We start from the raw sequence: 11,284 nt of genomic DNA, 5'->3' as shown, positions 1-11,284 counted from the left end.
CCAATGAGACGACGTGTGGTGCCGGCGGCGTTCCTGGCCGTGGCGGCCGTTGTGGCCGGATGCGGCTCGGACGCGGGCTCCGACGGCAAGACCGAGATCACCTTCTGGGACACCAACGCCGGGCCGTCCCGCACGCCGATCTGGCAACACGCGATCGCCGAGTTCGAGAAGGCCAACCCGACCATCAAGGTCAAGTACGTGGGCGTCCCGATCGCGCAGGCGCCCCAGAAGATCGACACTGCGATCGCCGGCGGCGGCGTGCCGGACGTGGCCGACATCTCCACCTCCGGACTGGGCAACCTCGTCGCCCAGAAGGCGCTCGAACCGGTGGACGAGCGCATCGCCGCCAACCCGGCGCTGAACGGCAAGTTCAACGAGTCGCTGCTGACCACCGTCAAGAACGTGGTCCCGGACGGGAAGGCGTACATCTTCCCGCTGTCGACGAACGCGGGCGCGTTCTGGTACCGCAAGGACTGGTTCAAGGAGGCCGGGCTGGAGCCGCCCAAGACCTGGTCGGAGTTCTTCACGGCGGTGGACAAGCTGACCAAGCCGCAGGAGAACCGGTTCGGCTTCACCATCCGCGGCGGCGCCGGATCCATCGCCCAGATGCTGGAGGTCGTCTACGGCCAGTCCGGCATCACGGAGTTCTTCGACGCCTCCGGCAAGGCCACGATCAACGACCCGCGCAACGTGACGGCGCTGGAGAAGTACGCCGGGCTCTACAAGAAGAACACGCCCGAGGCCGACCTGCAGAACGACTACGTCAAGATGGTCGCCCAGTTCGACACTGCCGGCAGCATCGCCGTCATGCAGCACAACCTGGGCTCCTACCAGGACCACATGAAGGCGCTCGGCCCCGACAAGGTGGCCTCGTTCTCGGTGCCGAAGTCCGACTCCGGCACCCAGGCCGTGCTGTCCAACCCGGTCGGCGGCGTCGGCGTCTTCTCGGCGGGCGAGAACAAGGACGCCGCCTTCAAACTCGCCGAGTTCCTCACGTCGAAGGACATGGGCGGCTACATCGCGGAGAAGACCGGTGTCATCCCGGCCAACACCGAGGCACAGGTCAACCAGGCCCCGCACATCGTCGAGGCGCAGCGGGTGATGAACGACCCGGCCACCAAGGTCGTGCAGATGCCGTACCACCTGCCGGAGTTCAACGACATCACCAAGACCTGGGCGGAGCCGCTGTTCCAGAAGGTCCTGCTCGGCCAGTTGAGCGCCAAGGACTTCCTCGACCAGTTCGCGGCCAAACTGACCGAGGCGCAGGCCGGATACAAGGAACGGCACGGCTGATCGCGAGGCCGTCGACCGCGCGTCTACCAGCGGCGATGCCACGGACTGCAGGAACCACTCGGATAGGACCTTTACCCGGCCCGCCACGTAACCCCTATGTAATCATCCCAACGCACAGAGTTACAATGTGTCGGTTCGTGCATATACGACGCATCGTGCGGGGGGATCAAATGGACGACGACGACACCAGGGCCGACGGGACGGACATCGCCGAGATGGAGACCGAGGCCGAGGCGCCGCTGCTGTACGCGGAGGACGACCCGGTGGCCGCCGCGGCGGTCGAACTGGCCGTCGAGACGGAGCTGCTGGCGGGGGACGACCTCGCCGACCGCGCGGCCGCCGAGGCCGAATGGCTGGCGGCCGCGAGGGAGAGCGAGCTCCAGATCGCCGAACTGGACTCCAAGGACCAGGAGCGCGTCCGCCGCGTGCAGGAGGAGCTGCGCGCCCTCGGTGCCGACGTCTGGCCGGTGAGCAGGTGGTGGGGCTTCGAGGTGAGCCTCAACGAGACCGCCGCGGTGCGCGCCGCGGAGATCTCGAAGCTGATCGGCGAGATCGCGGGCGCCGTGCTGGGCGGATGGCTCGCACCCATCGTCGAGCGGCAGGCGAAGGACCAGGCCGGCTGGATCACCTCGGTCGCCCGGCCGTACGGCGTCAAGCTGGTCTCGTCCTGGACCACCCCCGCCGCGCTGGTCCCGGTCCGCCTGGCCGGCACGCCCGACGGGGACGCCCGGCTGTGGTGGGCCGTCTACGAGCCAGGTGAGGGGTGGAGCGACGACCAGCGGTTCGTCGACCACTTCACGGCTTCGGGACCCGCCGTCGCCGAGTTCAAGGACCAGCTCTACGTCGCCCACCGCGGCAACGACGGCGACTCCGCCCTCTGGTGGACGGTTTATGACGCCGAGCACGGGTGGAGCGAGGCCCAGCGCTTCCCCAGGCACTTCAGTGCGAGCGCGCCGGCGCTGGCGGCCTACGACGGGCAGCTTTACTGCGTGCACCGGGGCGGCGCCGACGACAGCCTGTGGTGGACGCGGTGGGACGGCTCCACGTGGAGCCCGGATGCCAAGCTGCCTAAGCACTGCAGCGCGAGCGCGCCGGCGCTGGCGGCCTACGACGGGCGGCTCTATTGCGTGCACCGGGGCGGCGACGACGACAACTTGTGGTGGACGGTCTGGGACGGCGCCACGTGGAGCACCGACCAGCGTCTCCCCGGCCACGCCAGCCGGTTCAACCCGGCGCTCGCCGTGTACCGGGGCCACCTCTACTGCGTGCACCGCGGCGCCGGCGACGACACGTCCCTGTGGTGGACTCGCTGGGACGGCTCCAGCTGGAGCGCCGACCAGCGGCTGCCCGGCCATTTCGCCGCCGAGGGCCCGGCCTTGACCGTTTACAAGGACCGGCTCCACTGCGTGCACCGCGGCGCGTCCGACCAGAGCCTGTGGTGGGCCTCCTTCGACGGCTCCAGCTGGAGCGCCGACGAGCGGCTGCCCGCACACCACAGCGCCGAGGCGCCGGCCCTCATCGCCTACCGCGACAAGAACGCCACCCGCGACCAGCTCCTGGTCGTGCACCGAGGTAGCCGCTGAGGCGGCGGGTGCCGGCTCCGCCGAGCCGGCACCCGCTCACCAGCCGGCCAGCTGGACGCTCACAGACCGCTTACCAGCCGGCCAATTGCGCAACGAACCACTCGACGAGGGCTTTGGAGACAGTGCCGTGCGGGTGGTTGCCGGTGTCACAGCAGAACGTGTCCAGGAACGTGTCGTCCTTGGGCAGCTCCCGCAGGTCTGTGTACAGCTCGGCCTGCCACTGGCGCGGATCCCTGGCCAGCGCGACCGCGCTGACCGACGGGACGAAGCAGGTGCCGCGGAAACGGTCCTGGATCGGCAGCCCCATCGCGTCGGCGACGCCCCCGAACGCGTCCAAGGTCCCGCCGGGCGCCCCGTCGAACGCCGCGACGTACGAGGTCGCGCTCGTCCACACCGGCTCGCCGAAGCCGATCGCGCCGACGTTTCGCAGCTCACCCATATTCGGCTGGATCCTCGCGACCAGCCGCAGCGGGCCTTCGCCCAGGTCGAGGACCGGCGTGCCGGGCTTCAAAACCGGCCCCAGGCCGTCCCCCGTCCCGTTGGCCATGCCCAGCTTGTACGGCCGCATCGGGAACCAGCCGACGCGGCGCAGGTCGTCGAGGAATTCCATGCGCAGCGGGCTGGCCGTCACCTGACCCGAGTAGCTCGCGCTCTCGACCCAGCCCCACAGCAGCTGCTGTGCCGCCGGGCTGCGGATCAGCTCGGCCTGCCCGGCCCCGTCGTGGCGCGGCTGCAACGACTCGTGCAGGTAGGCCAGCTGCTGGAGCACCAGCGGGATCCATGCGCCGAGGTGCGGCGTGTCGTAGGAGAAGTACTTGTCGGTCTGGTGGTCCACCCGCTCGCTCTCCATGAGGGCCAGCGCGTATCTGGTGACCAGGCCGCCCATGCTGGCCCCGCCGACCACCAGCGGGCTGTCGCCGCGCCGCTCGGCCAGCGCCCGCAAGACGCAGGCCACCGCCACGCCCGCGTTGGCCTGAATGTACGTCTGCCGCTGGTCGAAGCCCAGCAGCACCACGTCAATGCCCAGCATCCGCAGCTGGTCCAGCAGGCCGGGGACGCCCTTCTCGTACGGGGCGTTGAAGTGCCGCCACATCGCGTTCAGGTCGCTCGGCCCGTAGTTGAAGCCGTCGGCGAAGATCAGCGGCCGGGCCAGTGCGGAGTGCTCCTCCGCCAGGTAAACGTGGGCCCGGCCGGTCGCGATGTGCCCCCGATGCGGCTTGTCGCCGACCAGATCCCACACGAAGTCAGGCGTGGCCGCCTCGCCCGTGCCGGAGCTCGGCACCGGCGGGGTGGCGAACCACACCCCTGGGTCGCCGAGCGCGTTCGCCACCCGCTGGACCTGCTCCGGGCTCAGGCTGCTCTCGACGGTCCTGGCGTTGATCTCGACGTCGATCCTCGGTTCCTGTGCCATGGTGGATCCCCTCCCACCTGCTCATTTGCTGTGATCACTCAGAGTAATCGAGCAGATGGGACACGTGGCGGCGGCCGGGCTCCGGCGCGTCACCTGATCGCCCGGTCGCTGATGCCGAGTCGGGGCGTTGGGGAGCCCGGGAGACGGTGGCGGGCTGGACGGCCCGCTGTCGGCGCTGCGTGCAGAGCGGGCGCGGCCGTGTCCTGACATTGGTCGTAAGGGGGTCGTCGCCGGGCATATCAGGGTCGGGGGCGTCGTCCGCCGGCTGGTCATGCAAACAGATCGTTGCGACGTTTGCAGGCAGTTGCGGGGGTAGGGGCGCGATGAATTAAGCGAGCAGGGACCGTCGTGTTCCTGTGTTCATGGAGGTGAGAGGCAATGGCTTTGCCCATGAGACGTCATCGGGGACGCGTTCAGTACGAGGGTGGTGCCTGGCCGAGCAGGGCGTGGGATCCGTTCACGGAGTTCCAGCAGTTGTGGGATCAGATGGGCCGGCTGTTCGAGCAGAGCGCCGAGACCGACGTCGCAGCCTGGCGGCCCGTCGCCGAGACCGAGGAGACGCCGGAGGCGTACATCGTGCGAACCGAGTTGCCCGGGCTCAAGAGGGATGACATCAACGTCGACATCGACGGCAACGAGCTGTGCATCTCGGGGGAGATCAACGAGGAGGAAAAGGGCAGGGGCAACATGCTCCGGCGACGTACCGGCAAGTTCGTCTACCGGACGATCCTGCCGACTGACGCCGACGCGGAAAAGATCGACGGCGAACTGCACGACGGCGTGCTGACCCTGCGTGTGCCCAAGACCGAGCAGGGCCGCGCCCGTCGCGTCCAGATCAAGGGCTGACCGCACGCATGGCCGGGACGCAGGCGTTCTGGATCGACGCCGCGCACGAGGGCACGCAGGAACGCTACGGGGAACACCTGCGCAAGTGGCGGCACGTCTTCACGGCCGCAGAAGACGAGCCGGGGTCGGGCGGGATCACGCTGGACCCTCTGCACTTCGCGCTGGGCGCGTGGGAGGTCGCCACCCGCCCGATGGCCGAATCGCCCTATGTGCGCTGTCATCCTCGCGTGCTCGACGCGACGTGCCACCGGGCGGAGGAGACCCGCGGCCCGCTGGCCGTGGTCGAGCTCGCGGTCCCGGCCCCGATCCCGCTGCCCGACGGCTGGTCCACCTGGCACCGGCAGGATGGGGACGACCCGGCGTTCGTGGCGCCGCCGTACGAGCGGCCGACCGCGCTGACCACGCTGGAGCTGCGGGTGCCGTTGGCGGCCGACCGGCTGCCCACGCCCACCCGGGCGCGGGCAGAGGGCCTGCCCAACCTGGACGACGCCCAGGCCTCGCTGGAGGCCCTCGTGGCGGAGCTGAACGACGTCGTCACACCCTTCCTGCACGAGCTGGACTGAATTCCGATGAGCAACAAGCCACATGAGGAACCGGACGACGAATTCTTCGCACCGGTGCTGCGCGATCCGCCGCCCCGCGAGTCGGGGAAGGTGAGTGACACCGGCGTGCCCGGCGTGGCCGGTGCCGGACGGGGGCGGTGGGCGAAGTCGCCGCCGCCCTCGAACGCCCTCGGCCTGCTCCTGCTCGGGGCCGCGATCGCCCTGCTCGCCGGTGTGGTGCTCGCCGTGTGGGCGCTGCTGGCCGGGCAGGCGGCGTTGGCGATCCCGCCTGCAGTCATGGCCGTGGGTGCGGCCACGTACCTGGTGGTGTTCGGCGTGCGGCGGACCCGCTCGGACGGCGGACCCCCGACGTTCGGATGAGCCCGGTTTCAGGTCTGTCACCTGGGAGAGGAGAACCGCATGAAGCACCATCCCGAACTGACGCGGCTCATCGACCGCGAATGCGTCCGGCGGCTGCTGGAGTCGGAGGACACCGACCCCACGCTGGTCTACGTACGCGGCGACTGCGTGGTCATGCCGGCCGCCGAGGTGGACGACGCGCACAAGGGGCTGGTCATCGCCCGCCGCGACGAGCTCGTGACCCATCTCCCTGAGGGTGAGCTGAACGATCACCTTCTCGACGCGGTGGCGCACCGGCTGGACAACGTCGTCCGCGATCTGGGGGCCTGAGGGGCTCACGGGCAGGCCGTAAGCAATCCCTTCCCAGCAGGAGACTCTACCGATCGTGCTCTCTTAACTACGTTCGGTAGCGAGATCGGGAAGCGGCGATTGCGAGGGAACATGCCCCCCACGGATGCGCGGTCGAGCCTGGACACCCGGGCCGCACGCAACCTTGCCACCACCACCAAGACCCGTCCCCAGATGCAGGCCATCACCTCCCGGTGGTTGCTGCGCATGTTGCCCTGGGTGGACGTGCGCGGCGGGACCTACCGTGTCAACCGCAGGCTGACGCACCGGGTCGGGCGGGGCCGGGTGAGCGTGGCGCAGTACGGGGCGGACGACGTGCGCATCATCCCGGAGACGCTCGCGGAGATTCCCCTGCTGCGCGGCTTCCCTGACGTGCACGTGCTGACCGCCGTCGCCGCGACGTACACGCGCCGGGAGGTCGAGGCGGGGGAGGTCATCGTCGAGGCCGGCACCCCCGTCACCGACACCTACGTCATCGCGCACGGGCGCCTGGAGCGGCTCGCCACCGGCCCGTACGGCGCCACCCAGGCCCGCGGCGTCCTCGCCGACGGCGACCAGTTCGGCGACGAGGCCATCGGCAGGGAGGACCCGCGCTGGCCGTGCACGGTCAGGGCGGCCACCGCGGGGACCCTCCTGGTGTCGCCGCTGGCGGAGTTCGAGCGCATCGCCGGCGGATCGGCCGCCCTGCGCGAGCACATCGAGCGATATCTGGCGGACCTCCGCAAGCCGGTCAACCGCCGCGGCGAGGCGGCGGTCGCCATCGCCGCCGGCCACGTGGGCGAGCCGGTCATCGACGGCACGTTCGTCGACTACGAGCTCCATCCCCGCGAGTACGACCTCAGCGTCGCCCAGACCATCCTCCGCGTTCACACCCGCGTGGCCGACCTCTACAACGAGCCGATGAACCAGCTGGAGGAGCAGCTGCGCCTCACCATCCACGAGATCCGCGAGCGCGAGGAGTGGGAGCTGCTCAACAACCGCGAGTTCGGGCTGCTCCACAACGCCGACTACGGCCAGCGCATCTCGACATGGTCGGGACCGCCGACCCCCGACGACATGGACGACCTGATCAGCATGCGCCGCAAGACCCGCCTGCTGCTCGCCCACCCCAAGGCGATCGCCGCGTTCTTCCGCGAGTGCAACAAGCGTGGCCTGGTCCCCGGCAGCACCGAGGTCAACGGCCACGAGATCCCCGCGTGGCGAGGCATCCCGATCTTCCCGTGCGGCAAGATCCCGATCAGCGGCCACCAGACCACCTCGATCGTGGCCATGCGGACGGGCGAGGACGACCAGGGCGTCGTCGGTCTCTACCAGACCGGCATCCCCGAGGAGTACGAACCCGGGCTCAACGTGCGCTTCATGGGCATCAACCCGCAGGCTGTGATGTCGTACCTGGTCAGCGCCTACTACTCGGTGGCCATCCTGGTCCCCGACGCGATCGGGATCCTGGAGAACGTCGACATCGCCGCTCCACGCTCCTGACCCCGTCGATCCCAGGAGGAGAGGCGTCATGCCCGCCAACGAGCCGACCCTGCCCGTCCTGCCCACGGGCCTGGGGACCTACACGATCAGTCTCAGGGCCGCGGATGCGCGCCACGCGCCGGTCTTCGAGGACGGGGACGGGCACGAGCCCGGCCTGCCCGGTGGCGCCCACCAGCACGACCTCGCGCCCGAACGGGCTCTGCACGAGCGAATCGCGCCGCTGGCCTACCGGGAGCGGCCATGGGGCGACGGGTCGTACCCGCCGCTCTACTGCCCGGACACCGTACGCGTCGACCACGACCTGGGTGCGGAGGTCGACCGGCGGCTGGCGGCGTGGGCGGAGCGGGTCGGCCTGCACGAGGGGCGGATGGAGGAGTTCCGCGAGACCGGGTTCGGGCGGCTGGCCATGCTCACCCACCCCGACAGCGACGACCCCGACCTGCTGCTGGTCGCCGCACAGATGAACGCCGCCTGGTGGGCGGCCGACGACTACTACGCCGACGAGAGCGACCTCGGCGCGAGGCCCACGGAGTTGCCGCCGCGGCTGGCGCTGGTGATGTCGGCCATGGACCCACCGCCGCCCGCGGGCGACTACACCCGCAGGCTGGAGGAGACGATCAAGGCCGACCCCGTCCTCGTCGCGCTGCGCTCGGCCACCAGCCACACGAGCAGGCACGCCACGCCGTCACAGGTCATGCGGGCCTGCACCACCACGTTCCAGATGTACGTGAGCTGGTGCGCCTACGCCGCCTGGCGCTACCTGGAGACGCCGCCGCCGGTCTGGCGCTACCTCGCGGCCCGCCAGCACGACAGCTTCTACACCTCGATGACCCTGATCGACATCGTCGGCGGCTACGAGCTGCCCGCCGACCTCTTCTACGACCGGCGTTTCCACACCGCGCTGATGCAGGCGGGCACCGCCAGCGTCATCGTCAACGACCTGCACTCGGTCGCCAGGGAGGCGGCCGACGAACTCCCGGACTCCAACGTGATCCTGCTCATCGCCGCCGAGGACGAATGTTCCATCCGCGAGGCGACCGAACGCGCCGTCTCGCTCCACAACGACTTCGTCAGGGGGTTCGAGGCCAGCCAGCGCCGGCTGGCAGCCGTGCCGTCCCCTGAGCTGAAGCGTTTCCTGCGCGGCGCGCAGGCGTGGATGGCCGGATGCCTCGAATGGCACGGCAGCAGCAGTCGCTACCAGTAATCACACCGCGTCGAAAGGACCCTCCCCGGTGACCGCCAACCCCGTGCTCGAAAGCCTCTACCAGCGTGACGTCGCCGACTACTGGAACGCCGAAAGGAATCCGGTCAACCTGCGGCTGGGCGAGGTGGACGGCCTCTACCACCACCATTACGGCGTCGGCGACGTGGACTGGTCCGTCCTGGAAGGCCCCCTGGAGGGCAGGGAGACCCGCATCGTCAACGAGTTGCACCGGCTCGAGACCGTGCAGGCCGAGATCCTGATCACCCGGCTCGGCCCGCTCCGGCCCGAGGACCGGGTGATGGACGCGGGCTCGGGCCGCGGCGGCTCCAGCTTCCTCGCCAACCTGCGTTACGGCTGCCACGTGGACGGCGTGTCCATCTCCGAGTCGCAGGTGGCCTTCGCCAACGAGCAGGCCAGGCGGCGTGGCGTGGCCGACAAGGTCCGCTTCCACTTCCGCAACATGCTCGACACCGGCTTCGAGACCGGCTCCTTCCAGGCGATCTGGAACAACGAGAGCACGATGTACGTCGAGCTCGCCCGGTTGTTCGCCGAACAGGCCCGGCTCCTGCGCCGCGGCGGCCGCTACGTCTGCATCACCGGCTGTTACAACGACGCCTACGGCCTGCCGTCTCGGGCCATCAGCCAGATCAACGCCCATTACATCTGCGACATCCATCCCCGCAGCACCTACTTCCGGGAGATGGTGGCCAACCGCCTCATTCCCATCACCGTCATGGATCTGACCGCCGCCGCCATTCCCTACTGGGAGCTGCGGGCGAAGACGCCGCTGGCGACCGGCATCGAGCAGTCCTTCCTGGACGCGTACAAGAGCGGCAGCTTCCAATACCTGCTCATCGCCGCCGACCGCGTCTGACGGTCACTTCTTCTCCTCCATGGTGACGGTCACGGTCTCCGTCGCGCCGTTGCGTACGTAGGTGACTTCCACCTTCTGGCCCACCTTGAACCCGCGGACCTGGCCGACGACCGTGTCGCCGCCGTCGACCTTCGTGTTGCCGATCTTGGTGATGAGGTCGCCCTGCTTCAGCCCGGCCTTGTCCGCCGGGCTGCCCGACGTCACCTGACTGATCAGCGCGCCGGGCGCCTGGCCGGCGGCGTCGGTGACGCTCACGCCGAGGTAGGCGTGGCTCACCGTGCCCTTGCTGATGAGCTGCTCGGACACCAGCTTGGCGGTGTTCACCGGGATCGCGAAGCCGAGGTTGACGCCCTCGGAGGACACCGCGCTGTTGATGCCGATCAGCTCGCCCGCCGCGTTCACGAGGGCGCCGCCGGAGTTGCCGGGGTTGATCGCCGCGTCGGTCTGGATCATGCCGCCGAGCGTGGTGGTCTCGCTCTCCGTGCTCTGCCGGTTCCAGCCCGGCGGGAGCTGCTGCTGGCCGGGGCTGCCTCCGACGGTCACCGTACGGTCCAGGGCGCTGACGATGCCTGCGGTCACCGATCCGTCCAGGCCGAGCGGGCTGCCCAGGGCCAGCACGTCGTCGCCCACCTTGACCTGGTCGCTGTCCCCGAGCGTGGCCTTGGCCAGACCCTTCACGCCTTCGGCGCGGATGACGGCGAGATCGGTCGCCGGGTCGGTGCCGACCACGGTCGCCTTGGCCGTGTTGCCGTCGTTGAACTTCACGGTCAGGGCGTTCTGTCCGGACACGACGTGGTTGTTGGTGAGGATCAGGCCGTCCTCCGACAACACCACGCCGGAGCCTTCGGCCGTCTGCCCCTGGATCATCACGACCGACGGTTGCACCTTCTCCGCCACCTGCGCGACCGTGAGCTGGTCGGCGACCGTGCGGAAGACCGGGCTCGCCGTGGTCGTGGTGGCGGTCGCGGCCGGGCGGGCGGCGCCGGCGACGTACGCGCCCACGGCGCCCCCGCCGAGCGCTGCCACACCCATGACGGCCGCGGCCGCCAGCGCGAGCCCGGCGATCGCCTTGCGCGTCAGCGGCAACCCCTGCCGGCGCGGCGGCGGTGGCGGCGGCAGGCTGGGGCCGGTACCCGGGAACCCTCCCGCGGTGGGCGGTGTGTCACCGAACTGGCTCCAGCCGCTGTCACTGTTGTCGCGAGGCTCGTTCGTGTCCATGTCATCTCCTAGGTCCCGATGACACAAGCGTGATCAGTGCCGGGTAAGTGCTGGTTAAGCCCAAGATCCCGGCGACCGCCGCCGTCTGATGCCGGCCTTATCGCCGCTGGCAGCGAGCGAGCC

General features: G+C 69.8%; 11 protein-coding genes. 9 read left to right on the top strand and 2 right to left on the bottom strand.

The window, feature by feature from the left end; genetic code table 11:
• Positions 1-3 precede the first annotated feature (3 nt).
• Together EDD27_RS40950 and EDD27_RS40945 are read left to right on the top strand one after the other, a co-directional pair.
• A complete protein-coding gene (locus EDD27_RS40950) occupies positions 4-1,293 on the top strand; it encodes an ABC transporter substrate-binding protein (protein ID WP_127937164.1) in 1,290 nt (429 codons plus the stop codon).
• Positions 1,294-1,463: 170 nt separating this feature from the next.
• Positions 1,464-2,876: a PLL family lectin gene (locus EDD27_RS40945; protein WP_127937163.1), complete on the top strand. Its 1,413-nt coding sequence runs from the start codon at positions 1,464-1,466 to the stop codon at positions 2,874-2,876.
• Positions 2,877-2,946: 70 nt separating this feature from the next.
• Here EDD27_RS40945 and EDD27_RS40940 read toward each other — a convergent pair whose 3' ends face one another.
• Complete coding sequence (locus EDD27_RS40940; protein WP_127937162.1) at positions 2,947-4,287, bottom strand: lipase family protein; 1,341 nt, start codon at positions 4,285-4,287, stop codon at positions 2,947-2,949.
• Positions 4,288-4,677: 390 nt separating this feature from the next.
• Here EDD27_RS40940 and EDD27_RS40935 point away from each other — a divergent pair, with 390 nt between their 5' ends.
• The 7 genes from EDD27_RS40935 (at position 4,678) to EDD27_RS40905 (ending at position 9,943) form a co-directional block, all read left to right on the top strand.
• Positions 4,678-5,133, top strand: coding sequence for an Hsp20/alpha crystallin family protein (locus EDD27_RS40935; RefSeq protein WP_241564525.1), 456 nt, complete (start codon positions 4,678-4,680; stop codon positions 5,131-5,133).
• Between the two features lie 8 nt (positions 5,134-5,141).
• On the top strand, positions 5,142-5,696 hold the full coding sequence (locus EDD27_RS40930) for a hypothetical protein (protein WP_127937160.1): 555 nt from the start codon (positions 5,142-5,144) through the stop codon (positions 5,694-5,696).
• A gap of 6 nt (positions 5,697-5,702) precedes the next feature.
• Positions 5,703-6,056: a hypothetical protein gene (locus EDD27_RS40925; RefSeq protein ID WP_127937159.1), complete on the top strand. Its 354-nt coding sequence runs from the start codon at positions 5,703-5,705 to the stop codon at positions 6,054-6,056.
• Between the two features lie 39 nt (positions 6,057-6,095).
• Positions 6,096-6,365 carry a hypothetical protein gene (locus EDD27_RS40920; RefSeq protein ID WP_127937158.1) on the top strand — a complete coding sequence of 90 codons (270 nt, stop codon included), beginning with the start codon at positions 6,096-6,098 and terminating at the stop codon, positions 6,363-6,365.
• A gap of 111 nt (positions 6,366-6,476) precedes the next feature.
• Positions 6,477-7,865, top strand: a complete 1,389-nt coding sequence (locus EDD27_RS40915) for a family 2B encapsulin nanocompartment shell protein (protein ID WP_127937157.1) — start codon at positions 6,477-6,479, stop codon at positions 7,863-7,865.
• Between the two features lie 28 nt (positions 7,866-7,893).
• On the top strand, positions 7,894-9,069 hold the full coding sequence (locus EDD27_RS40910; protein WP_206641873.1) for a family 2 encapsulin nanocompartment cargo protein terpene cyclase: 1,176 nt from the start codon (positions 7,894-7,896) through the stop codon (positions 9,067-9,069).
• Between the two features lie 28 nt (positions 9,070-9,097).
• Positions 9,098-9,943: a geranyl diphosphate 2-C-methyltransferase gene (locus tag EDD27_RS40905; protein WP_127937156.1), complete on the top strand. Its 846-nt coding sequence runs from the start codon at positions 9,098-9,100 to the stop codon at positions 9,941-9,943.
• Positions 9,944-9,946: 3 nt separating this feature from the next.
• Here EDD27_RS40905 and EDD27_RS40900 read toward each other — a convergent pair whose 3' ends face one another.
• Positions 9,947-11,161, bottom strand: coding sequence for a S1C family serine protease (locus tag EDD27_RS40900; protein WP_127937155.1), 1,215 nt, complete (start codon positions 11,159-11,161; stop codon positions 9,947-9,949).
• Between the last annotated feature and the right edge of the window lie 123 nt (positions 11,162-11,284).

The sequence above is a fragment of the Nonomuraea polychroma genome (genome assembly GCF_004011505.1).
In the GTDB taxonomy this organism is placed as follows: Bacteria; Actinomycetota; Actinomycetes; order Streptosporangiales; family Streptosporangiaceae; genus Nonomuraea; species Nonomuraea polychroma.
The sequence above is the reverse complement of the archived record's forward strand: the minus strand, read 5'-3'. Positions and strand labels throughout refer to the sequence as shown.

Excerpts from the sequence above, each read along its gene's own strand:
- EDD27_RS40915 (WP_127937157.1), top strand. The coding sequence starts at position 6,477 with ATGCCCCCCACGGATGCGCGGTCGAGCCTGGACACCCGGGCCGCACGC.
- EDD27_RS40930 (WP_127937160.1), top strand. The coding sequence starts at position 5,142 with ATGGCCGGGACGCAGGCGTTCTGGATCGACGCCGCGCACGAGGGCACG.
- EDD27_RS40920 (WP_127937158.1), top strand. The coding sequence starts at position 6,096 with ATGAAGCACCATCCCGAACTGACGCGGCTCATCGACCGCGAATGCGTC.
- EDD27_RS40910 (WP_206641873.1), top strand. The coding sequence starts at position 7,894 with ATGCCCGCCAACGAGCCGACCCTGCCCGTCCTGCCCACGGGCCTGGGG.
- EDD27_RS40945 (WP_127937163.1), top strand. The coding sequence starts at position 1,464 with ATGGACGACGACGACACCAGGGCCGACGGGACGGACATCGCCGAGATG.
- EDD27_RS40900 (WP_127937155.1), bottom strand. The coding sequence starts at position 11,161 with ATGGACACGAACGAGCCTCGCGACAACAGTGACAGCGGCTGGAGCCAG.
- EDD27_RS40925 (WP_127937159.1), top strand. The coding sequence starts at position 5,703 with ATGAGCAACAAGCCACATGAGGAACCGGACGACGAATTCTTCGCACCG.
- EDD27_RS40950 (WP_127937164.1), top strand. The coding sequence starts at position 4 with ATGAGACGACGTGTGGTGCCGGCGGCGTTCCTGGCCGTGGCGGCCGTT.
- EDD27_RS40940 (WP_127937162.1), bottom strand. The coding sequence starts at position 4,287 with ATGGCACAGGAACCGAGGATCGACGTCGAGATCAACGCCAGGACCGTC.
- EDD27_RS40935 (WP_241564525.1), top strand. The coding sequence starts at position 4,678 with ATGAGACGTCATCGGGGACGCGTTCAGTACGAGGGTGGTGCCTGGCCG.